At 66.2% G+C, this 22,271-nt stretch carries 20 protein-coding genes; 11 read left to right on the top strand and 9 right to left on the bottom strand.

The window, feature by feature from the left end:
• Window positions 1–37 precede the first annotated feature (37 nt).
• Window positions 38–1,105, bottom strand: a complete 1,068-nt coding sequence (gene queG, locus XdyCFBP7245_RS05235; protein ID WP_104614698.1) for a tRNA epoxyqueuosine(34) reductase QueG — start codon at window positions 1,103–1,105, stop codon at window positions 38–40.
• 24 nt (window positions 1,106–1,129) lie between these two features.
• Here queG and XdyCFBP7245_RS05230 point away from each other — a divergent pair, with 24 nt between their 5' ends.
• From XdyCFBP7245_RS05230 to XdyCFBP7245_RS05205, 6 genes are all read left to right on the top strand, one after another.
• Complete coding sequence (locus tag XdyCFBP7245_RS05230) at window positions 1,130–2,617, top strand: NAD(P)H-hydrate dehydratase (RefSeq protein WP_104614697.1); 1,488 nt, start codon at window positions 1,130–1,132, stop codon at window positions 2,615–2,617.
• Window positions 2,614–3,114: a tRNA (adenosine(37)-N6)-threonylcarbamoyltransferase complex ATPase subunit type 1 TsaE gene (gene tsaE / locus XdyCFBP7245_RS05225; RefSeq protein WP_104614696.1), complete on the top strand. Its 501-nt coding sequence runs from the start codon at window positions 2,614–2,616 to the stop codon at window positions 3,112–3,114. Before XdyCFBP7245_RS05230 ends, tsaE begins: the two co-directional genes overlap by 4 nt.
• Before the next feature lie 70 nt (window positions 3,115–3,184).
• On the top strand, window positions 3,185–4,861 hold the full coding sequence (locus tag XdyCFBP7245_RS05220) for an N-acetylmuramoyl-L-alanine amidase (RefSeq protein WP_211287641.1): 1,677 nt from the start codon (window positions 3,185–3,187) through the stop codon (window positions 4,859–4,861).
• 138 nt (window positions 4,862–4,999) lie between these two features.
• Entirely contained in the window at window positions 5,000–6,871 is a 1,872-nt protein-coding gene (gene mutL, locus XdyCFBP7245_RS05215; RefSeq protein WP_104614736.1) for a DNA mismatch repair endonuclease MutL, read from the top strand.
• Entirely contained in the window at window positions 6,871–7,806 is a 936-nt protein-coding gene (locus XdyCFBP7245_RS05210) for a DUF1684 domain-containing protein (protein WP_104614737.1), read from the top strand. The genes mutL and XdyCFBP7245_RS05210 overlap by 1 nt, the downstream gene beginning before the upstream one ends.
• Before the next feature lie 40 nt (window positions 7,807–7,846).
• Window positions 7,847–8,809, top strand: coding sequence for a TraB/GumN family protein (locus tag XdyCFBP7245_RS05205; protein WP_104614694.1), 963 nt, complete (start codon window positions 7,847–7,849; stop codon window positions 8,807–8,809).
• Window positions 8,810–8,856: 47 nt separating this feature from the next.
• Here XdyCFBP7245_RS05205 and phaR read toward each other — a convergent pair whose 3' ends face one another.
• The 3 genes from phaR to gluQRS form a co-directional block, all read right to left on the bottom strand.
• The gene (phaR, locus tag XdyCFBP7245_RS05200) at window positions 8,857–9,432 is read right to left on the bottom strand and encodes a polyhydroxyalkanoate synthesis repressor PhaR (RefSeq protein WP_104614693.1); all 576 of its coding nucleotides are present in this window, start codon (window positions 9,430–9,432) and stop codon (window positions 8,857–8,859) included.
• Between the two features lie 159 nt (window positions 9,433–9,591).
• Window positions 9,592–10,332: a beta-ketoacyl-ACP reductase gene (gene phbB, locus XdyCFBP7245_RS05195; protein ID WP_104614692.1), complete on the bottom strand. Its 741-nt coding sequence runs from the start codon at window positions 10,330–10,332 to the stop codon at window positions 9,592–9,594.
• Window positions 10,333–10,417: 85 nt separating this feature from the next.
• Window positions 10,418–11,317 carry a tRNA glutamyl-Q(34) synthetase GluQRS gene (gluQRS, locus tag XdyCFBP7245_RS05190; RefSeq protein ID WP_104614691.1) on the bottom strand — a complete coding sequence of 300 codons (900 nt, stop codon included), beginning with the start codon at window positions 11,315–11,317 and terminating at the stop codon, window positions 10,418–10,420.
• A 97-nt stretch (window positions 11,318–11,414) separates the two neighbouring features.
• Here gluQRS and htpX point away from each other — a divergent pair, with 97 nt between their 5' ends.
• Window positions 11,415–12,293, top strand: coding sequence for a protease HtpX (gene htpX, locus XdyCFBP7245_RS05185; RefSeq protein ID WP_104614690.1), 879 nt, complete (start codon window positions 11,415–11,417; stop codon window positions 12,291–12,293).
• 228 nt (window positions 12,294–12,521) lie between these two features.
• On the opposite strand, the gene XdyCFBP7245_RS05180 is transcribed toward htpX, so the two are convergent.
• The 4 genes from XdyCFBP7245_RS05180 to XdyCFBP7245_RS05165 form a co-directional block, all read right to left on the bottom strand.
• Complete coding sequence (locus XdyCFBP7245_RS05180; RefSeq protein ID WP_104614735.1) at window positions 12,522–14,591, bottom strand: GGDEF/EAL domain-containing response regulator; 2,070 nt, start codon at window positions 14,589–14,591, stop codon at window positions 12,522–12,524.
• 117 nt (window positions 14,592–14,708) lie between these two features.
• Window positions 14,709–15,890, bottom strand: coding sequence for a BaiN/RdsA family NAD(P)/FAD-dependent oxidoreductase (locus XdyCFBP7245_RS05175; protein WP_104614689.1), 1,182 nt, complete (start codon window positions 15,888–15,890; stop codon window positions 14,709–14,711).
• Entirely contained in the window at window positions 15,887–16,435 is a 549-nt protein-coding gene (locus tag XdyCFBP7245_RS05170; protein ID WP_104614688.1) for a YaeQ family protein, read from the bottom strand. The genes XdyCFBP7245_RS05175 and XdyCFBP7245_RS05170 overlap by 4 nt, the downstream gene beginning before the upstream one ends.
• A 56-nt stretch (window positions 16,436–16,491) precedes the next feature.
• Window positions 16,492–16,977 carry a YaiI/YqxD family protein gene (locus tag XdyCFBP7245_RS05165; RefSeq protein WP_104614687.1) on the bottom strand — a complete coding sequence of 162 codons (486 nt, stop codon included), beginning with the start codon at window positions 16,975–16,977 and terminating at the stop codon, window positions 16,492–16,494.
• A 267-nt stretch (window positions 16,978–17,244) separates the two neighbouring features.
• Between XdyCFBP7245_RS05165 and XdyCFBP7245_RS05160 the strand changes: the two genes are divergently transcribed.
• Window positions 17,245–17,454, top strand: coding sequence for a cold-shock protein (locus tag XdyCFBP7245_RS05160; protein WP_006451993.1), 210 nt, complete (start codon window positions 17,245–17,247; stop codon window positions 17,452–17,454).
• Between the two features lie 384 nt (window positions 17,455–17,838).
• On the top strand, window positions 17,839–18,537 hold the full coding sequence (locus XdyCFBP7245_RS05155; protein WP_104614686.1) for a glutathione S-transferase family protein: 699 nt from the start codon (window positions 17,839–17,841) through the stop codon (window positions 18,535–18,537).
• 108 nt (window positions 18,538–18,645) lie between these two features.
• On the opposite strand, the gene XdyCFBP7245_RS05150 is transcribed toward XdyCFBP7245_RS05155, so the two are convergent.
• On the bottom strand, window positions 18,646–19,521 hold the full coding sequence (locus tag XdyCFBP7245_RS05150) for an alpha/beta hydrolase (RefSeq protein WP_104614685.1): 876 nt from the start codon (window positions 19,519–19,521) through the stop codon (window positions 18,646–18,648).
• Window positions 19,522–19,797: 276 nt separating this feature from the next.
• Between XdyCFBP7245_RS05150 and XdyCFBP7245_RS05145 the strand changes: the two genes are divergently transcribed.
• Complete coding sequence (locus XdyCFBP7245_RS05145; protein ID WP_104614684.1) at window positions 19,798–21,354, top strand: protein adenylyltransferase SelO; 1,557 nt, start codon at window positions 19,798–19,800, stop codon at window positions 21,352–21,354.
• Window positions 21,355–21,446: 92 nt separating this feature from the next.
• On the top strand, window positions 21,447–22,007 hold the full coding sequence (locus tag XdyCFBP7245_RS05140; protein WP_104614683.1) for an adenine phosphoribosyltransferase: 561 nt from the start codon (window positions 21,447–21,449) through the stop codon (window positions 22,005–22,007).
• Window positions 22,008–22,271: the final 264 nt, after the last annotated feature.

The raw sequence follows: 22,271 nt of genomic DNA, 5'->3' as shown, positions 1-22,271 counted from the left end.
GTGGCGATGCGCATGCGTGAGCACAGCGGCTGGAAACTCAGATGCCGTGCTGCGCCAGTGCCCAGCCCACGTGTTCGCGGACCAGCTCCGACGCGTCGTGGCGACGGGCTTCCAACGCCGCCAGCACCTCTGGCGTGCCGGGCGCATTGCCCAGGCCGACGGCGATATTGCGCAACCAACGCTGATGGCCGCTGCGGCGGATCGGGCTGCCTTCGGTGCGTTGCAGGAACTCGCCCTCGTCCCAGGCGAACAGTTGCGGCAGCGTCGCCACATCCAACGCGTTGCGTGCGCGGAAGTCGGCCTCATCGGTGCGCTGGGCGAACTTGTTCCAGGGGCAGACCAGCTGGCAGTCGTCGCAGCCGAAGATGCGGTTGCCGATCGGCTTGCGCATTTCTTCGGGAATCGCACCATCGTGCTCGATGGTGAGATAGGCGATGCAGCGGCGCGCATCCAGCCGATACGGCGCAATGATGGCCTGGGTCGGGCAGATGTCGATGCAGCGCGTGCAGCTGCCGCAATGCGCAGTGGCGGGCGTGTCGACCGGCAGCGGCAGATCCAGGTAGATCTCGCCCAGAAAGAACCACGAGCCGCCGTTGCGGTCGATCAGGCAGGTGTGTTTGCCGATCCAGCCCAGCCCGGCGTTGCGCGCCAGCGCACGCTCCAGCACCGGTGCGGAATCGACGAACACGCGGTAGCCGAAGGCGCCGATCTCGCCCTGGATGCGCTCGGCCAGTTTCTGCAGACGGTTGCGCATCAGCTTGTGGTAATCGCGGCCCAATGCATAACGCGCCACGTACGCACGGCTGCCATCGTGCAAGGTCGTCCAGGCCTCGGTGTCGTCCTTGCGGCCGTAATCCATGCCCACCGACAACACCCGCAAGGTACCTGGCACCAGCTCCTGCGGACGCGAGCGCTTGTCGCCGTGCTGGGCCATCCAGTGCATCGTTCCGTACAGGCCTTCTCCCAGCCAGCTGCGCAGATGCGCCTCGTCTTCGCCCAGCTCGATACCGGTGATGCCGCAGCGTTGAAAGCCCGCTTCGCGCGCAAGCGCACGGATGCGCGCGGCAGCATGGTTGGGGTCGGGGTGGGCGAGGGCGGCAGACATGGCGACAAGTATAGAATTCCCGGCATGTACGCACCGCTCGCTCTTTACGACACCGCTGCCGCGCGCACGCTCGATGCGCAGGCCACCACGCTGCTGGGTGGCGATGGCTATACCTTGATGCAACGCGCCGGGCAGGCCGCCTGGCAATGGTTGCTGGAACGCTGGCCGCAGGCGCGCCGCATCGTGGTGGTGTGCGGCACCGGCAACAACGGCGGCGATGGCTACGTGCTGGCGCGACTGGCGCAGCGCGCCGGACGCCAGGTGTGCGTGGTGCATTTGCCCGAGCACGGCCCGGCCTCGGCGCTGGCCCAGCGCGCCTGCACCGAGTATCTGGCGGTTGGAGGTGCGATCGAGTTGTTTCCAACTCCGCTGGCGCAGGCCGATGTCATCGTCGATGCGCTGTTCGGTATCGGCCTGAACCGCGCGCCCGATGCGCAGACCGCCGCCTTGATCGAGGCCATCAACGCGGCAGGTACCCCGGTGCTGGCGCTGGATGTGCCCAGCGGGATCGATGCCGACCACGGCGTCGCTTTCGAGACCGCGGTGCGCGCCGATATCACCTTGCAGTTCATCGTCCCGCATGTCGGCCTGTATACCGGCGACGCACTGGAATATGCAGGCGAACGCGGCATTGCGTCGCTGGACGTGCCGGCCTCCGCATTCGAGGGGCTGCACCCGGCTGCACACAGCTGGGACAGCGATGCCCTGGCGGCGCACTTGCGGCCGCGTCGTCGCAATACGCACAAGGGCGAATCGGGGCGTGTGCTGTGCGTAGGCGGCAATCTCGGCAGCGGAGGCGCAATCCTGCTGACCGCAGAAGCCGCATTGCGCAGCGGTGCCGGGCTGGTGCAGGTCGCCACCCGCGCCGAGCATGTCACCGCGCTGCTGGCCCGTTGCCCCGAAGCGATGGTGCGCGCCGTGCAGGCCGGCGACGACATCGCCGCACTGGCCGATGCCGCCGATGTCGTTGCGCTTGGGCCGGGACTGGGCCAGGACGACTGGGCGCGCGCGTTGTGGCAGGGCGTGCTGGGGTCGGACAGCGCGGTCGTCATCGATGCCGATGGCCTGAATCTGCTGGCGGCCACCGCCGCGCCACCGCGTGGCCCGCGCGTACTGACCCCGCATCCCGGCGAAGCAGGGCGGCTGCTGGGGATCTCCACCGCGCAGGTGCAGCGCGACCGGCTAACCGCCGCTGCCGCGTTGGCCCAGCGCTTCGATGCAGTGGTGGTGCTCAAGGGGGCCGGCACGGTGGTGGCTGCCCCACGTGCGGTGCCGCGCATCATCGACGCCGGCAACCCCGGCATGGCCGTCGGCGGCATGGGCGACCTGCTGACCGGGGTGATCGCCGCCTTGCTGGGGCAGGGCTGGTCGACCTTCGATGCCGCCAGCCTTGGCGCCTTGCTGCATGGCTGCGCCGGCGATGCGGCCGCACGCGATGGCGAGCGCGGCCTGTTGCCCACCGACCTGCTGCCGCAGCTGCGTCGTCTCGCCAATGCCGGAGCCGGCGCATGAATCAGCTCGATGCACATTTGATCGACACCGAAGCCACCGAAACACTTGGTCGCGCCCTGGCCGCGGTGCGGCCCGCCACGGCGATGGTCCAGTTGCATGGCGACCTGGGCGCCGGCAAATCCACGCTGGCGCGCGCGCTGCTGCGGGCGCTTGGTGTCACCGGCCCGATCCGCAGCCCCACCTACACCCTGGTCGAGCGTTATCCGCTGAGCAGCGGCGGCGAAGCCTGGCATCTGGACCTGTACCGCATCGGCAATGCCGGCGAGCTGGATTTCCTCGGTCTGGACGAGGGCAGCGCCAGCCTGTGGCTGGTCGAATGGCCGGAGCGCGGCGCAGGCATCTTGCCGCCGGTGGATCTGGACGTGGAACTGGCCGTGGAGGGCGACGGGCGCAGCGTACGGTTGCTGGGCCGCAGCCCAGCCGGGCGCGATTGGCTGCATGCGGTGGCCCAACAAGCCGAGTTGCAGCCTCTTTTTGTCAGTGGACGAGAAGAATGAACGCCAGGTTACGGATTATTAAGGGAAATCACCTTGCAATTCACCCGGTTGGATGATTGAATCCAGCGCCATGACACCGGGGATCCGACATTTCTGCGCTTCCGCCCTGACCGCCAGCCTCAGCCTGGCGGTTTTTGCTGCGTGGGCCGGCGAAATCAAGGGTGTTGGTGTCAGCACCGGCGCCACTGGCACGCGTGCAGAAATTCAGCTGGTCGGTAGCGGCGGTTTCAAGACGCTGTCGCTGGCCAACCCCAACCGTTTGGTCGTGGATTTTCCGGATTCGGCAGCCGCACGCGGCTTGAAGTTGCCGCCGGCGAGCGGTCTGGTCACTTCGGTGCGCACCGGGCAACCTGTGCCGGGTACGTTCCGGGTGGTGTTCGAGCTGGCAAGTCCGGTCACCGCGCTCAAGCCGCAGATGCAGACGCTGGGCAGTGCCTCCACCCTGGTGATCGAATGGCCGGGCGATCCGGCGCCAGCCGCTGCCACACCCGTTGCGGCCGGCACGCCTGCCGCACTGCCGCCGCCGCGTCCCGTCAACGCGCAGGCCGAAGCCGCACGCGCAACCGCGGCCCTGGCTGCGTCCGCGCAGCGTGCCTCGTCTGTACCGCCAACACCTACGCCGCAGCCGCCCGCGCCGGTCGTCGTGCCTGCTTCGGCGATGCCCACTGTCACGCCTGCAGCGGTGCCAACCACCGTTGCCACCGGTGTGCCGACGCCGCGTCCGGGAACGCCGGCCGCCACGCAGACGGCTCCGGTCGGCAATCCGGCGAATCGTGTCGCCGTGAATCCCGCCACTCCTGCGACCGGTGCAACGTCCGCAGGCAGCGCATCCGCTGCCGCAATCTTGAATGGCGGCAGCACGCCGATGGCGGCGGCCGGCGGCTCGGTCGTTTCTGGCACTGCGCCCGGCGCCAGTGCAGACGACGATCTCCCGCCGCGCCCGGTGCTGCCCAGCGAGGCCTCGCGGATCAAGATGGCGCCCGGCATGCGGCCGCTGATCGTCGCCATCGACCCCGGCCACGGCGGCCAGGATCCGGGCGCGATGGGCCCGACCGGCAAGCGCGAAAAAGACGTGACCCTGGCGGTCGGCCGCGAACTGGCGCGCCAGATCAACGCCACGCCCGGCATGAAGGCGTACCTGACCCGCGATAGCGACGTGTTCATTCCGTTGCCGATGCGTGCGCAAAAAGCGCGTGCCGCCAAGGCCGACATTTTCATTTCCATTCATGCCGACGCTGCAGAAAATCGCAGTGCAACTGGCTCGTCGGTGTATGTGCTGTCGACCAAGGGCGCCTCCTCGCAACGCGCGCGCTGGCTGGCCGACAAGGAAAACGCCGCCGATCTGGTCGGTGGCGTGCGTCTGCAACAGACCGAAAGCACGCTGGCCAATGTGCTGCTCGACCTGGCACAGAGCGGCCACATGAAGGCCTCCGAAGATGCCGCCGGGCACGTGTTGGGTGGCCTCAAGCGCATCGGCAACAATCACAAGCCGCAGCTGGAACGCGCCAACTTCGCGGTGCTGCGCACCTCCGACATGCCGGCCATGCTGGTGGAAACCGCCTTCATCTCCAACCCGGACGAAGAGCGCCGGCTGATCGACCCGGCCTACCAGCGCAAGATCGCCGCCGCCGTGCTGGATGGCATCGATACCTTCTTCACCCGTCAGCCGCCTCCGGGCACCTTGTTTGCCGCGCGCGCGCAGGCCGAAGCCGATGCCGTCGGCACCGTGGCCGGCGGCAGTCGCTGACCCGCTCGGCTATCATTCCGCACTGATTCCTTGAGCGACGGCGCCTGCGCGCCGCCGGATTGCCGTGCCGACGTTCGTCTTGCCTGCTACACCCGCGATGCACCCTGTTTTGCGCTGCCAGCGCCAAAGCGCGCGCTGATGGCGATCCGTCAGTTACCCGAGATCCTGATCAATCAGATCGCTGCCGGCGAAGTCGTCGAGCGGCCCGCATCGGTGGTCAAGGAGCTGGTCGAAAACGCCCTCGATGCCGGCGCCACTCGCGTGGATATCGATTTGGAAGAGGGCGGCGTGCGCCTGATCCGCATCCGCGATAACGGCGGCGGCATTCCGCCCGATGAACTGCCGTTGGCGGTGTCGCGGCATGCCACCAGCAAGATCGCCTCGCTGGACGATCTGGAAACCGTCGCCACGCTCGGCTTCCGCGGCGAAGCCTTGCCTTCGATCGCCTCGGTCAGCCGCTTTACGCTGATGTCGCGGCGTCACGATGCCGAACACGGCTCGGCCCTGCAGATCGAAGGCGGGCGGCTTGGCGAAGTAACGCCGCACGCGCATGCGCCCGGCACCACGGTGGAAGTGCGCGAGTTGTTCTTCAACGTGCCGGCGCGGCGCAAGTTTCTGCGTGCCGAACGCACCGAACTCGGGCACATCGAAGAGTGGCTGCGCTCGTTGGCGTTGGCGCGCCCGGATGTGGAATTGCGCGTCTCGCACAACGGCAAACCGTCGCGCCGCTACAAGCCGGGGGATCTGTACTCGGATGCGCGGCTGGGCGAAACCCTGGGCGAGGATTTCGCGCGCCAGGCCTTGCGGGTCGATCACAGCGCTGCCGGCCTGCGCCTGCATGGCTGGGTCGCGCAACCGCATTACTCGCGGGCCAGCACCGACCAGCAGTATCTCTACGTCAACGGCCGCTCGGTACGTGATCGCAGCGTGGCGCACGCGGTCAAGATGGCCTATGGCGATGTGTTGTTCCATGGCCGCCAACCGGCATATGTGCTGTTTCTGGAGCTGGACCCGGCGCGCGTGGACGTTAACGTGCACCCGGCCAAGCACGAGGTGCGCTTCCGCGAAGCGCGGCTGATTCACGACTTCGTCTATCGCACCCTGCAGGATGCGCTGGCGCAGACGCGCGCCGGCGCCACGCCCAACAGCATCGGCAGCGACGGTGCCGGCTACGCGCCTGCTGGTGAAATGAGCAGCACCGTCGGCGGCGGTGCCGCACCGTATGCCGGCGCACCTGGCAATGGTGGCGGCTCAGGTAGCTACGCCAACTGGACGCCCTCGCAGACGCCGTTGGGTCTGCGTGTGGACGAAGCGCGTGCAGCCTATAGCGCGTTGTATGCGCCGCCATCTGGCAGCGCGCAGCAGTCCGCCAGCCTGCTGCAGTTCTCCGGGACCGGCCTGCCAGCCACGGCCGAAGACAGCGGCGTGCCGCCGCTGGGCTACGCCGTGGCGCAATTGCACGGCATCTACATCCTGGCCGAAAACGCCGAAGGCCTGATCGTGGTGGACATGCACGCTGCGCACGAACGCATCGGCTACGAGCGGCTGAAGAACGCACACGACAGCATCGGTCTGCATGCGCAGCCGTTGCTGGTGCCGATGACCTTGGCAGTGGGCGAGCGCGAAGCAGATACCGCCGAGCGCGAGGCCGAGACGCTGGCGACCCTGGGCTTCGAGATCACCCGCGCCGGCCCGCAATCGCTGCACGTTCGCAGCATTCCCGCCTTGCTGGCCAATGCCGAGCCGGAGGCGTTGCTGCGCGATGTGCTGGGCGACCTGCGCGAGCACGGTCAGAGCCGCCGCATCGCCAGCGCACGCGACGAACTGCTGTCGACCATGGCCTGCCACGGCGCGGTGCGCGCAAATCGACGTCTCACCGTGCCTGAAATGAACGCGCTGCTGCGCGATATGGAAGCCACCGAGCGCTCGGGTCAATGCAACCATGGCCGACCCACCTGGGCTCGGTTTACGCTGAGCGATATCGATCGTTGGTTTCTCAGGGGGCGATGATGGCAGTGCACACGGGGAAGGGCTGGCTGCTCGGCATGCTGGTGGCAGCGGCGCTGGTCGGATGTGGGCGCGATGCGCCGCCGCCTGCCGCGCCGGTGGCGTTGGACAAGACATTCCTGGCCGACAACGCCGCCTGGCGCGAAAGCCGGATCAATGAACTGCGTGCGCCCGATGGCTGGACCAGCCTGGTCGGGCTGCATTGGCTGTCGCTGAAAGCGCATTACATCGGCAGTAGCGCCGATAGCGGCATCCGGCTTGCGGTCGGGCCGCCGAAGATGGGCATGGTGTCCAGCGAGGGTGGGGCGGTGTGGTTCGTGCCCGAACGTGGCGCTGCGCTCAGCGTGGATGGCAAGCCGCTGACCGGCAAGATCCGCTTCCAGTCCGATCGCGATCCGCAGCCCACGTTCATCCACTTCGACGATGGCAAGGGCGTGCTCAGCCTGATTCATCGCGGCGACCGCGACGCGCTGCGGGTCAAGCACGCCGACGCGCCATCGCGCAGCAAATTCGCCGGGCTGGAATACTGGCCGGCAGATCCTTCCTGGCGCATCACCGCACGCTACGTGCCCAACGATGTCGGCAAGACCATCCCGATCATAGACATCGTCGGCATCAGTAGCGAGCAGCCCAACGCCGGCGCCATCGTCTTCGAGCGCGATGGCAAGACATATCGGCTGGAAACGATCGGCGAACCTGGGCGGCCGGCCTTCGTCGTATTCGCCGACCGCACCAGTGGGCACGGCAGCTATCCGGCCGGGCGCTTCCTGGACGTGGACGTGCCGGATGCGTCCGGTCATGTGGTGGTGGACTTCAATCGCGCCTACAACCCGCCGTGCGCGTTCACTCCCTTCGCAACCTGCCCGTTGCCGCCGCCGGAAAACCGGATCGATCTGGCGGTCTCGGCCGGCGAGAAAACCTACAAGGTGCCGCACTGACGTGATGAGGTGGATACGGTGAACGGTGAACGTTGATGCGATGACGGTGCGCCTGCGTGCGCGCATTGCCGCCTGGTGCAGTGGCGCGCTGATCGGCCTGGCGCTATGGAGCGGGGCGGCCGCACCGGCCTGGGCGCGCGGTGCCAACGACGCACCTGCCGGCCCGCCGGTGCCGCTGTTGTGGAAAGTCGACGGCAAGGGCGGCACGCTCTATCTGCTGGGCTCGTTCCACGTGCTCAAGCCCAGCGATTACCCATTGTCGCCGGATGTGATGCAGGCATTCGCCAAGGCCGACCGTCTGCTGTTCGAGCTGCCGCCGTCGGATGCGCAATCGCCGCAGCTGGCCAGCCGCATGCTGCAAGTGGCACGACGCACCGATGGCCGCACCTTGCAGGACGTGCTGGACGCAAAGACCTGGCAGGCGCTCAGTGCCTACGCGCGCAAGTACGGCATGTCGATCGACGCCCTGCAGTCGCTCAAACCCTGGTTCGTCGCGCTATCGATCAGCCTGGCCGAGATGAGCCGGCAAGGCATGGACGCGAACGCGGGTCTGGATCATTACCTGATGGATCAGGCGCAGGCCAAGGGCAAGCCCACCGACGGCCTGGAGCGCGCCGAAGAACAGATCGCCCTGCTGGATGGCATGTCGCCCACCGAGCAGCATCAGCTGCTGGAAGAGGCGCTGGACGAAGCCGAGACCACCGATCAGCTGCGTCGGCTGCATGCGGCCTGGCGCGACGGCGACGTGCATACGCTATCCACGCAAATGGCCGAAGACATGCGCCGCCAGTACCCGGCGCTGTATCAGGACATCAATGTCGAACGCAATGCGCGTTGGGTGCCGCGGCTGGAAAAACAGCTGGGCAAGGGCAGCGGAACCACCTTGGTCGTGGTAGGCGCCCTGCATCTGTTGGGGAACGACGGTGTGGTGGAGCGCCTGCGTGCGCGCGGCTACCACGTAGAGCGGATCTGCTCGGCTTGCGCGCAGCAGGCTGGCCACTGACCAGTCGCGCCTCCAGCCGCTCAGGCTGGAAGGCGCGAGCAGTGGCTTCATCCGCGGTTGCGGGCCTTGCCGGTGGTGCTGCTGTGGCTGTTGGACGCACCGTGCGTACCGGTGCCCATCGGGCCGCTGCCCATGCTGCCGGCGCCAGGCGGGGTCGGCGGTGTGCCAGGGCCACCCGGACGACCGAAACCGGCGCCGAAGTTGCGCTGGAACTCCTGCCATAGCTCCAGGTTGCGCTCGGTGAGCTGGTTCATCATCGCCCACGGGGTCTGCCCGAGCAGGTTGCCCATCTGCTGGCGGAACTGCTGCTGCTGGTCCAGGAACACCTGCATGCTGCGCTCCAGGTAGTTACCCATGAAGCCCTGCAGCGAGTCTCCGTAGAACCGGATGATCTGGCTCAGCAACTGGGTGGAGAGCATCGGCTCGCCGTCCTGTTCCCGGTCGGCAATGATCTGCAACAAGACGGCACGACTTAAATCTTCGCCACTCTTGGCATCGCGGACTTCGAACTCCTCGCCGTCGATGATCAACTGGCGCACATCTTCGATGGTGATATAGCTGGAAATCTCGGTGTCGTAGAGACGGCGATTGGGATACTTCTTGATGATGCGAAGTCCGGCCATGGAACGTTCACTCACACTGATAGTGCGCGCAGGATGGCGCAGCGCAGCAGCGGTTGCAACAGCCAAAAGGCCTTATTTGCTGAAGCGGACACATTAAAAATGTTGCGCAACATGGTTTTTGGCTCGAATCCATGCTGCACCGCAAAGTTGCAGCAAACGTTACCAGCCCATGTGGTGCCCGCCGTTGATGTCCAGATTGGAGCCGGTAATCCAGGCGGCCTCTTCCGCCACCAGAAACGCCACGGCATAGGCGATCTCTTCCGGGCGTCCCAGCCGGCCGGTGGGGATGTCGGCCACGATCTTGGCGCGGACCTCTTCCGGCACTGCCATCACCATGTCGGTGGCCACATAGCCGGGCGAGACCGTGTTGACCGTGACCCCGAACGCGGCATTTTCGCGCGCCAGCGAAATGGTGAAGCCATGCATGCCGGCCTTGGCAGCTGCGTAATTGGCCTGGCCGTACTGGCCCTTGAGCCCGTTGATGGAACTGATCTGGATCACCCGGCCCCAACCGCGCTTGCGCATGCCCTCGATCACCGGGCGGGTGACGTTGAACACCGAGTTGAGGTTGGTGTTGATCACGTCGTGCCATTGCTCGGCGGTCATGCGGTGGAAGGTGGTATCGCGGGTGATGCCGGCGTTGTTGACCAGAACCTCGATCGGCCCCAGCGATGCTTCCACTTCCTCGACCAGGGCGCGCGCATGCTCGGACGACGCCACATCGCCACGGAACAAGGCAAATGTGTAGCCCTGCGCCTGCATGCGCTGCTGCCAGTCGCGCGCCTTTTCGTCGTTGCGGAAGTTGCTGGCCACCTTGTGGCCCTGGTCGGCCAGACGCTTGCAGATGGCGGTACCGATACCGCCGGTGCCGCCGGTGACCAATGCGACGCGAGATGTCATGACGACTCCAATAAGCGGGTAAGGCCGGGGCGATCAGGGTGCCGGCGCAGGCGCCGCGCCCGGATGCCGGTGCTGGGTCGCAATTCTAGTCACGCCCGGGCTGCGATGCGCGCCCATTGCTGCCCTGGGTGGCCGTGCGCGTCAGCAGCTCGGGCGAAAAATGCTGCACGGCATGCTGCAGCAGCGCATCGATGCCCGCATGCCGCGGCAGGGCGGACGCCAGCTGGCCCAGCGCCTGCCAGGCGGCACGCAGCGCAGGCAACGGGTCGGCGTCGTCCAGTGCGGGCGCACCATGCGATTTGGACAGCTTGCGGCCATCGGCATCCAGGATCAGCGGCAGATGCAGATAGCGCGGCTGCGGCAGGTTCAGGGCGCGCTGCAGCAGGAGTTGGCGCGGGGTGGAGTCGAGCAGGTCGGCGCCGCGCACGACATCGGTGATGCCTTGCAGTGCATCGTCCACCACCACCGCCAACTGGTACGCCCAATAGCCATCGGCACGGCGCAGCACCACATCGCCAACGTCGGTGTAGACGTCCTGCAGCACATGGCCTTGTAAGGCATCGTCGAAGCCGACCGGCGCCTGTGGCGGCACCCGAAGGCGCACCGCGCGCCGGTCGCCCAGCGCCGCCACGCAGGCGTGGTGGATGCCGCCCATCTGCGCCAGATCGGCGCGGCTGCAGCTGCATTCGAACGCCAGCCCGGTCTCCAGCAGTGCGGCGATGGCGTCGCTGTAGTGCGCATCGCGGTCCGATTGCCGGATCACCGGCAAGTCCGAGACCAGCCCGAACGCGGCCAGGCTGCGCAGCTGGCGTTCGGACGCGCCTGGCTCGGCGCGCGGCGGGTCGATGTCCTCGATACGCACGCACCACTGCCCACCGGCATGACGAGCGAGCAACCAGCTGCCGAACGCCGCCAGCAGGGAGCCGAAGTGCAGGGGGCCGGTCGGGGAGGGCGCGAAGCGGCCGCGGTAGGGAGGCGATGGCATAAGCAGCTGAATCGTCGGTCAGGTGCTTGCTTGATTTCAAGCCGCGACGGCCGCAACTCCGCACCAGTTCACCCCGCATGAGTGGAGCAAGCGCGTCATGTTCAACCGCATTTTCCTGTTCCTGCTGACCAACCTGGCGGTGTTGTTCCTCGCCAGCATTGTGATGTCGGTCCTGGGCGTCAACTCTGCGCAGATGAGCGGCTTGCTGGTGATGGGCGCCATCTTCGGTTTCGGCGGCGCGTTCATTTCCCTGCTGCTGTCCAAATTCATGGCCAAGTGCAGCACCGGTGCGCAGGTGATCACCGAGCCGCGCACCCCGACCGAGCGGTGGTTGCTGGAGACGGTGCGGCGCCAGGCGCAGGCCGCCGGCATCGGCATGCCGGAAGTGGCGATCTACGAGGGCCCGGAAATCAATGCCTTCGCAACCGGCGCCAATCGCAACAATGCCCTGGTCGCGGTCTCCACCGGCCTGCTGCAGAACATGAGCCAGGACGAGGCCGAAGCAGTGCTGGGTCATGAAATCGCCCACGTTGCCAATGGCGACATGGTCACCATGGCGTTGCTGCAAGGCGTGCTCAATACCTTCGTGATCGTGTTGGCGCGCGTGGTCGGCGGCATCATCGACAGCACCTTGTCGGGCAACCGCGAGGGCGGCCGCGGCTTTGCGTACTACATCATCGTGTTCGCGCTGGAGATGGTGCTTGGCATGTTCGCGACCATGATCGCGATGTGGTTCTCGCGCCGTCGCGAGTTCCGTGCCGACGCCGGTGGCGCGCAGCTGGCCGGACGCAACAAGATGATCGCCGCGCTGGAGCGGCTGTCGCTCAACCATGGCCAGAGCACCTTGCCCTCGCAGGTACAGGCGTTCGGCATCTCCGGTGGGGTGGGCGACGGCTTGCGTCGGCTGTTCCTGAGCCACCCGCCGCTGACCGAGCGCATTACGGCGTTGCGTGCGGCCAATGGTGCGGCACTGTAAGCGGCCCCCGAGATCGCAGCGGCGCCGTGTGATGCGCAAGGCGCTGCCGTGATCAGCATCGATCGTTGGTGCAACGGCCACACGAGCGCGCCGCCCATGCTCAACGCAACAGTGCCCGCTGCATCGCCTGGTTGGAAACCGGTCGACTGCGTATCGGCTTGAAAGACAACAAAAAACCCGCGCATTGCGGGTTTTTTTGTTGTGCTGCGTTGCCGGCTTTCGGTTGGGTCAGCCGAATTCGTAGTTCATCAGCGGGCCGGTCGGTGCGACAAAATCGCCCTGCACATAATCCACTCCCGCACTGAAGAAGCTGCTCATCGACTGCGCATCGGCCACGAATTCGGCCACGGTCAAAATGCCGGCCGGCTGCGCGCGCGAGGTGATTTCGCGGATCTTTTCCTGGCTCTCGCGGGCCGAGGCGACGTCGCCGGTGATGCCTCGGTCCAGCTTGAGGAAGGCCGGCTGGAAATGCGCCAGCAGCTGGAACGAGTCCAGGCCCGAACCGAACTGCTCCAGCCCGACCTTGCAGCCCATCGCCGACACCGCCGCCAGAAATTGCTGCGCATTGCGCAGGTGCGTAAACACCTTCGATTCCGGCGTCTGCAACCACAAGCGCTCGCCGGGCACGCCGTATACCGCCAACTGTTCGCGGATGGTGTCGATCATCTGCGGGTCGGAGAACGAGTTCGGCCCGATGCGCACCAGCAGGTGCGTCTTGTGCCCCGCACGCTGCCGCTCGCCGAGCTGACGGATGGCGCGCGCCACCACCCAGCGGTCGATTTCGGTGATCAGGTCGTGCTCTTCGGCAATGGCCATGAAGGCATTGGGCGACATCATCTCGCCATTGCGATCCAGGCGCAGGAACGCCTGATACAGCTCCAGCGGCTCGCCCTGCAGATTGAGCACCGGCTGGTAATGCAGCAGGAAGCCATCGCCAACCAATGCCTCGCGCAGTTGCTCGACCCAGCGTTCGATGCGCTCTTCCTCGGCCCGGTCGGAGGCGGCCGGGTCGTAGATGCTCACCGCGTTGCCGCCGAGTTCGGCGGTGGTGCGCACCGCCTCGGTCCCGCGATTGAGTACCTGGCCGATGCTGGCGATCTTTTCGCCGATCTGCACGCCGCCGATGCTCACCGTGACCGTGGCCGAGCGCGAACCGACGCTGAAAACATGCTGCGCAAACGCATCGCGCACCGTTTCGGCCAGCGCGTGGGTGCGTGCGTAGTTGCCGTCCAGCAGCAAGGCAAAGCTGTGCTCGCCGAAGCGCGCAGCCACCACGCTTTCATCGACTATACCGGCCACATGCGCGGCCATGGCCGCGATCAAGGCGTCGGCCGAGTCCAGGCCGATCTCGGGAAGGATGCGCGCGTAGTGATCCGGCTCGATCAGCAGAAAGCCGGACTGGCCTTCGCTGCGGCCGGCGCGCGCCACCGCCTGTTCCAGCGCCACCATGAAGGTGGGCCGGTTGAGCAGGCCGGTGACCTGATCGCGCTGGCGCAGGTCTTCGACCTCGCGCGCCAGTTCCGGGTCGAATTCCTCGCGGCGGCGGAACACCACCTGGATGCACGGCTCGCCTTCGTAGGTGGCGGTGGCAAATTCCATCGTCGCCGGGAAGGTGTCGCCTTCCAGCCGGCGCGCGTCGACCTTGTACTGCGCCGGCGGCGGCTCGCCCTTGGCCATGGCCTTGAGCAATTGCTTGAAGTCGTCGACGTACTGCGCGGCGATCATGTCCAGCAGCGACACGCCTTCGACATCGTCGAACGACTCGAAGCCGAACATTTCCAGATACGCCTCGTTGGCGCGGATATGCATGCCTTCGTGCACATAGGCGATGGGATCGCGCGAGGAGGCGATCAGGGCATCGCAGCGGCGCTCGGTTTCGCGCATCTGCGCTTCGATGCGACGCAGGCCGCGACGCGCCTGCAGGTCGGCCCATTCCGAACGCACCAGGGAGAGCAGGTGTTCGGGGCGGTGGCGCAGCACGATTGCGCGGATGCCGTGCGCAGCGGCCTCGACCAATGCGTTTTCTTCGATGCGCTCGGCCAGCAGGATGATCGGAATGTCCTTGCCGCTGCCGGCGATCTGCTGCTGCAGGGTGCTCATCGGAATCTGCAGCGCCTGTCCATGCAGGGCCAGATCGATCTGCCCGGCAAGCATGCTGGCGAGCTCTTCCGGAGATTGCGGGCGCGAAGGCCGCACCGCGATGCCGCCGTTGCGCAGCGCTGTCACGATCGCCTCCGCACGCTCGACACTGTCGTCGACGATCATCAGGCGGAGGGTGAGATCTTTACCTCTTTGCATGCGCAACTCCCTGGCGACGGGCTTTAATACACGAAGGTCATCGACTGCGTCCATGTCTGTGGACAAGACCGCATCCGGTGTGAGACTTGGGCCACGCTTCCACGCGACGAAGAGGCATCAGGCCACGCTACCGGCGGCATGTCCCGACGCCCAGGCCCATTGAAAGTTGTAGCCACCCAGCCAGCCGGTGACGTCCAGCACTTCGCCGACGAAGTACAGGCCGGCCACCAGCTTCGACTCCATGGTCGCACTGGAGAGTTGATCCGTGTGGATACCACCCAACGTGACTTCAGCCGTGCGGTATCCCTCGGTGCCGCTGGCGATCAGCGGGAAGGCGGAAAGCAGCTCGGCCGCGCTCTGCAGCTGCGGCGGATCCAGCTGACGCACAGGTTTGTCCGGCAACCACACCTCGCACAGGCGCTGCGCAAAGCGTCGCGGCATCACATCGCCCAGCACATTGCGCAGCTCGGTGGCCCCGCGTTGCTGCTTCTGCTCGCGCAGCCATGCGCCCGCGTCGTGTCCCGGCAGCAGGTCGAGCCGCAAGTCGTCGCCAGGTTGCCAATAGGACGAGATCTGCAGGATCGCCGGCCCGCTGACGCCGCGGTGGGTGAGTAGCATGAAGTTGCGGAAGCTGGTCCCGTTGCAGTGCGCCTCCACCGGCAGGGCGACGCCGGACAACTCCTGCAGACGTTCCTGATGCTTGCCGCTCAGGGTGAGCGGCACCAGTCCGGCGCGCGTCGGCAGCAGCGCATGGCCGAATTGCTTGGCCAGGGTGTAGCCGAAGCCGCTGGCGCCCATGCTGGGAATCGACAGCCCGCCGGTGGCGACGATCAGCGATTGCGCCTGCACGCGTCCCAGGCTGGTGTCCAGCGTGAAGCCGTCGCTGTCGCGGCGGACCGAGCGCACCTCGCATTGGGTGTGGATCTGCACCCCGGCTGCCTCGCACTCGTCCAGCAGCAGCCGCACGATCTGCTTGGACGAGATGTCGCAGAACAACTGGCCCAGCTCTTTCTCGTGATAGGCGATGCCATGGCGCTCGACCAGCTCCACGAAATCGCCCGGGCTGTAGCGCGCCAGCGCGGACTTGCAGAAATGGCGATTGGCGGAAATGAAATTGCCCGGCGTGGTGCCGGTATTGGTGAAATTGCAGCGCCCACCGCCGGACATCAGGATTTTCTTGCCGACCTTGTTGGCGTGGTCCAGCACCAGCACCTGACGGCCGCGCCGGCCGGCGGTGAAGGCGCTCATCAGCCCGGCAGCCCCGGCACCGATGACCAGCACGTCGCAACGCATGTTCATTCGGCTGGCGCTTGCCGCACCATCGGGGTCAGGGTGACGCTGCCGTGGTCGGCCAGCATCTGCACTTCGCCGTCCTGGATGATCACGTCAAAGCGCATGCCGCGCTGGATCAGCGCCCCCAGGGCCTCGGTGGCCTGCGATTCGAGTTCGATCACGCGCAGGTTGCGGTGCCGGCCCATGGCATTGGCACGCTTCTTCCACCAGGTTTCGGTGGCCTGGCCGCCGTAACCGATCACCACCGCTTCGCGCGAACGGTTGCAGGCCTTGCGCACGCGACTCTCGTCGGGCTGGCCGAGGTCGATCCATAGATCCGGGTCGCCGGTGTAGTCGCGCAGCCACAGGTCGGGCTCGTCGTCGTTGCTGAGACCACGGCCAAATTCCAGGCGGTCGTCGGCGAACAAGGCGAACGCGAGCAGCCGCACCATCAGGCGTTCGTCGGTTTCGGAGGGGTGTTGGGCCAGGGTCAGCGAATGGTTGGCGTAGTAGCCGCGGTCCATGTCGCTGATCTGAAGTTCCGCCCTGCGGACGGTGGCGGTGAGAGCCATCAGGATGCCGATTGCAAAGGGCGCTCATGATACGCGCCCGCTCCAGCTGCGGCGCGTTAGGTCGGCGTGCGCGGTTGCGCGGCCAGCCAGCGGTCCAGTTGGGCGGCGAATGCCTGACGATCGCGTGCGTGCAGTGCCGGCGGCCCGCCGGTCGCGATGCCTGCACCGCGCAACTCCTCCATGAAGCCACGGACCGATAGGCGCTCCTTGATTGTGTTGCTGGTGAACGCTTCGCCGCGCAGGCCCAGGGCAGTGGCGCCGGCTTCCAGCGCGCGTGCAGCCAGCGGAATGTCCTGGGTCACCACCAGGTCGCCTGCGGCCACCCGTTCGGCGATCGCGTCGTCGGCCGCGTCCGGGCCACCGGGCACCTGCAAGGCGCGGACATGGGGAAGGCTGGGTGTACTCAGATAGTGGTTGGCGATCAGAGTCACGGCAATGCCGGTGCGGGCGGCGGCGCGGAACAGGATGTCGCGGATCACCGCAGGGCAGGCGTCGGCATCGACCCAGATCTGCGCACGTGTGGGAACTTGAGGCGTATTCATCGGGTGATTGTGGATGGGGATGGGCCTGACAGACAGTCGGATTTGGCCTGACTGCAAAAGATTTGACCCAAGGTGTCGCTTTTTGCCGAAAACACGAGTACTGTGCACGCACTGTGTTTGCAAGGGTCACCGTGAATCGTGGCCTGGTGCAGCCGGATCGTTACAGATCTCGCTTCATCGTTCCGCTTTACCAACGCCTGCAACTCAGTCTCAGTTCCGGCTTTTCGGACGCTGCGATTTATCCATCTATAGTTCAGGAGTTTGTAAATGTCAGATCGTCAGAGCGGTACCGTGAAGTGGTTCAACGATGCCAAGGGCTTCGGCTTCATCACCCCGGAAAGCGGCCCGGACCTGTTCGTGCACTTCCGTGCCATCCAGGGCACCGGCTTCAAGTCACTGCAGGAAGGCCAGAAGGTCACCTTCGTCGCCGTGCAGGGCCAGAAGGGCATGCAGGCTGACCAGGTGCAGGCGGTCTAATCCGTCTGCAACCTTCGGGTTGCCAAAAACGCCGGTCGCGCAAGCGACTGGCGTTTTTTATTGTCGGCGCTTTTATTGTCCGGTAGTGATTCTGCGCCGGTGTGGTCGTGTGTGTCTCCACCCCACGGCTGGTCTGCATCCAGGTCGTGCCTTTCCTGTGTTGGATCTGCCGAGTTTCCCGGTCTCCCTGCCGCTTCCAGTCGTCCAACCACGTGAGGTGGCCAGCCTGCCTCTGCGGCGATTGCTCACCGCGTGCGTTGTGTGGGGCGATACGCAAGAACGACCAAGCGACAGACCGACGATTGCTCGGCGGGCGGCAGTGCTTGCGCGCGGCAATGACGTCCAGGTGGGTAGGATGGCGTTTTCCGTGTGCGGCCGCTTGTCATGATCACTGTTCACCACCTCAACAACTCCCGTTCCCAGCGCGTGCTGTGGCTGCTTGAAGAGTTGGCGCTGCCTTATCAGATCGTGCGCCATGAGCGCGATCCCAAGACCATGTTGGCCCCGGCAGAGTTGCGCGCGATCCACCCGCTGGGCAAGTCGCCGGTCATTGTCGATGGCGGCCTGACCATTGCCGAGTCGGGCGCCATTCTCGAGTATCTGACCGAGCGCTACGATACCGAATGCGCGCTGTCGCCGCCTGCGCGGCCGATCGACTCCCCGGAGCGTCAGCAGTTCCGGTACTGGCTGCACTACGCCGAAGGCTCGGCGATGCCGCCGCTGCTGATGACGTTGATCTTCGCTCGCATCCGTAGCGCGCCGATGCCGTTCTTCGCCAAACCCATTGCGCGTGGCATCGTGGACAAGGCGATGTCCGGCTTTGTTGGCCCGCAGGTGAAGTTGCATCTGGACTGGATGGAGCAGTCGCTGCAGGCCACCGCCTGGTTTGCCGGCGAACGTTTTACCGCTGCCGATATTCAGATGAGTTTTCCGGTGCAGGCTGCGGCCGCACGTGGTGGCGGGCTGGAGAACTACCCGCGCTTGCGCGCGTTTCTGCAACGGATCGAGGCGCGCCCCGCATACCAGGCTGCACTGAAGAAAGGCGGCCCCTACGCGCTGATGGGGCGCAACAACAACGACTGACCCCTGGCTTGGCAACGGCGTGTCGCTGGCAGCCACGTCGTTGCTGGATGCGTGATGCTTGTCGGGGTGGCAGCTGCTCAGTCAAGCATGACGGCCGCCAGCCCAGCCTCAGGGCGCCTTGCACTGCCGAAGGAACTGCAGGGTGTCGCGGAGTTGCGGCGAATCGGCCGGCGGCTTGCGGAAGGCGAGTACCAGACGCATATGGCCGAGACCGGGATAGAACTTGACCTGCACGTTTTCTCCCTTACTACGCATGGCTGCGGCCAGCGCAACGCTGTTTTGTGGCTCGACGACGCGGTCGGCGTCGCCGTGCAACAACAGCATCGGCGGCTCATTGCCGTCGACATAGAGAATCGGTTGCGACCTGGCTTGATCGGCTGGCGAGGTGCCGAAGATCTCGACCAGTTCGGGGTCGGTCATCGGAAGAAAGTCATACGGGCCGGCCAGGCCGATAAAGCCGCACAGCTGCTGCGGCTGCAGGCCTTGCGCCTGCAGCCAGTTGCGGTCGGTTGCCAGCAGCCCGGCGATGTGGGCGCCGGCCGAGTGTCCCATCACCGCCAGCCGCTTGGGGTCGCCGCCATACTCCTGTGCGTGCCGGTAGCTCCAGGCAGTTGCGCTGGCGGCGTCGGCCATGAAGCCTTGTAGTCCCACCTGCGGGTACTTGCGGTAGTCGGCCACCATCGCGACCACACCTTGACGGGCCAGCGCCTCACCCATCCAGCGATAGTTGGCGCGCTTGCCGCGTTTCCAGGTGCCGCCATAGAAGAACACCACCACTGGCGCATCGACCGCGCCGCGTGGCTGGTAGACATCCAGCGCCAGACCGTGTTCCGGATCGAACACCTGGTTGGGGTGTTCGACGACGCCATCGCGGCTGGAGACCGCATTGATACCGCTATAGAACACGCTGCTGCAGGCCGTCAGTGTGAGCGAGCCGAGCAGCAGGAGGGCGGGACGGATCCAGCGGAAGGTGCGAACAGGCATGGGAGATGTCGGTCAGGAAGGGGCGTGAGTCGGTCGGGTAGGAACAAGTGGTGCGCGCTGGATCGCATGCACGTCCATCGGCAACGATGTCCGCCAATTGCGCATTGCATCGGCGGCCGTGTGCCGATTGGGACGCGTATTGGCGGTGATCTGTTGTCGCCAGCATGTGCAGGAGTAGCTCGTTTGGTATCGATATGCGAATTGAACCTACGGTGCGTACGCACGCCCGGATGCGGCCCCCCTGCAAGTTCACCATTGGTGGCCTAGGCTTGGCGCATGACAGACCTGCACTTTGATAATCGCCTGCGCCAACAGTTGCCCGGCGACCCGGAACAGGGGCCGCGCCGTCGCGAGGTCAGCGCGGCCTGGTCGTCGGTGTTGCCGACCCCGGTCGCCGCACCGCGCGTGATCGCCTATTCGCCGGAGATGGCGCAGCTGCTTGGATTCGATGCGGCCGAGATGGCTAGTACGCGCTTTGCCGAGGTCTTTGGCGGGAATGCGCTGTATCCGGGCATGCAGCCATGGGCGGTCAACTACGGCGGCCACCAGTTCGGCCATTGGGCAGGTCAACTGGGCGATGGCCGGGCGATTTCGCTGGGCGAGGCGATCGGTGTGGATGGCGGGCGCTACGAGTTGCAGCTCAAGGGCGCCGGCCCAACGCCGTATTCGCGCGGCGCCGATGGCCGCGCCGTGTTGCGTTCGTCGATTCGCGAATTCCTGTGCAGCGAAGCGATGCACCACCTGGGCGTGCCGACCACGCGTGCGCTGAGCCTGGTGACCACCGGCGATGCAGTGGTGCGGGACATGTTCTACGACGGCCGGCCGCAGCGTGAGCTGGGGGCGATTGTGTGCCGGGTGGCGCCGTCGTTCATCCGTTTCGGCAATTTCGAATTGCCGAGCGTGCGCGGCGATGTTGTCCTGTTGCGGCAATGGGTGGAGTTCACCATCGCGCGCGATTTCCCCGAACTGGAAGGCGCGGGCGAGGCGATCTACGCGGCGTGGTTCGCGCAGGTCTGCGAACGCACTGCAGTGATGGTGGCGCACTGGATGCGGGTGGGCTTCGTGCACGGGGTGATGAATACCGACAACATGTCGATCCTGGGCCTGACCATCGATTACGGCCCGTATGGCTGGGTCGACGATTACGACCCGGACTGGACCCCGAACACCACCGATGCGCAGGGCCGCCGCTATCGCTTCGGCACCCAGCCGCAGGTGGCGTACTGGAACCTTGGCCGTCTGGCGCAGGCGCTGGCGCCGCTGTTCGCCGACCAGGCGCCGTTGCAACAGGGGCTGGACCGCTTTCGCGACACGTATCTGGCGTGCGACCGCAACGACACCGCTGCCAAGTTGGGGCTGGCCGACTGCCGCGACGAGGACCTGCAACTGATCGATGCGCTGCGCGCGCTGATGCGCGAGGCGGAAATGGACATGACCCTGACCTTCCGCGCGTTGGTCGACCTCACGCCTGAACAGCCGGACCCACCGCTGCTGCGCGATGCGTTCTACGACGACGACAAGCGGGTAGCGACTGCGTCGCAGCTGCACGACTGGTTGCAGCGCTATGCGGCCCGGGTGCAGCAGGACAGCCTGTCGCCGGAGCAACGGCGCGAGCGGATGCGCCTGGCCAACCCGCGTTACGTGCTGCGCAATTACCTGGCGCAGCAGGCGATCGACAAAGCAGAGCAGGGCGACCCATCGGGCGTGCAGGAAGTGCTGGAGGTCATGCGCCGGCCCTACGACGACCAACCCGGCAATGCCGCGTTCGCAGCCCGCCGGCCGGAGTGGGCACGCGATCGCGCCGGGTGTTCGATGCTGTCGTGCAGTTCCTGACGCGCTCAGACGCATGGACGCCGTAAATGCCGCGTCAAGCCCTGCGCAGCCTAGAATAGGGCGGTCCCCACCGGCAACGACGCCATCCCACCATGACAGACTGCACCCGCTGCGCCGGCACCAACTCCTCCGGCCCCAATCACTGGTCGGAACGGATTCGCGACATTGGCGACTTCCCCAAGCCGGGGATCGTGTTCAAGGACATCACCCCGCTGTTGTCCGACGGCCCGGATTTCGCCTCCGCGCTGGATGAGATGGCGCAGCCCTGGCGCACCACACCGTTGGACGCGGTGCTGGGCATCGAGGCGCGCGGCTTCATCCTGGGGGCGGCCCTGGCGCGCGAACTGCGCACCGGGTTCGTGCCGGTGCGCAAGCCGGGCAAGCTGCCGGGCCGCACCCTGATCCAGGAATATGCCCTGGAATACGGTACCGATCGCATCGAAATGCACGAAGACGCACTGCCGCGCGGCGCGCGCGTGTTGATTGTCGACGACGTGCTGGCCACCGGCGGCACGCTGCGTGCTGCGCTGGGGCTGGCCGCACAGCTGGAACTGGAGATTGTCGGCGCGGCGGTGCTGGTCGAGCTGAAGGCACTGCAGGGCCGCGAAAAATGGGCCAACGATGTGCCGCTGCTGGCGACCTTGGCTTACTGAGGTCGACCGTCTGGCCTGGCGCGCTTGCCGGTAGACAGGCGCGGGGGTGTTCGCAGTGCGCTTGCCAGCAGGCAGGCGCAACGGCCCCCGGGGTGCACAGCGAATGCGTCTGCATCGCAGCTCTCCGCCATGCTCCGGTGCCTGCCCAGAGCTGCGCGCTACGGGGTGTTGGCCGCGCCAATCGTGTATCGCGGCAGTCAATGCTGCGAGCAGGTGCACGCATCGGCGTAACGCCGGCAAGGCCCCGCATGCGGCCGGCATTGC

It is taken from the genome of Xanthomonas dyei (genome assembly GCF_002939865.1).
GTDB classification, from domain to species: Bacteria; Pseudomonadota; Gammaproteobacteria; order Xanthomonadales; family Xanthomonadaceae; genus Xanthomonas; species Xanthomonas dyei.
This window is presented reverse-complemented; position numbering and strand designations above follow the sequence as displayed.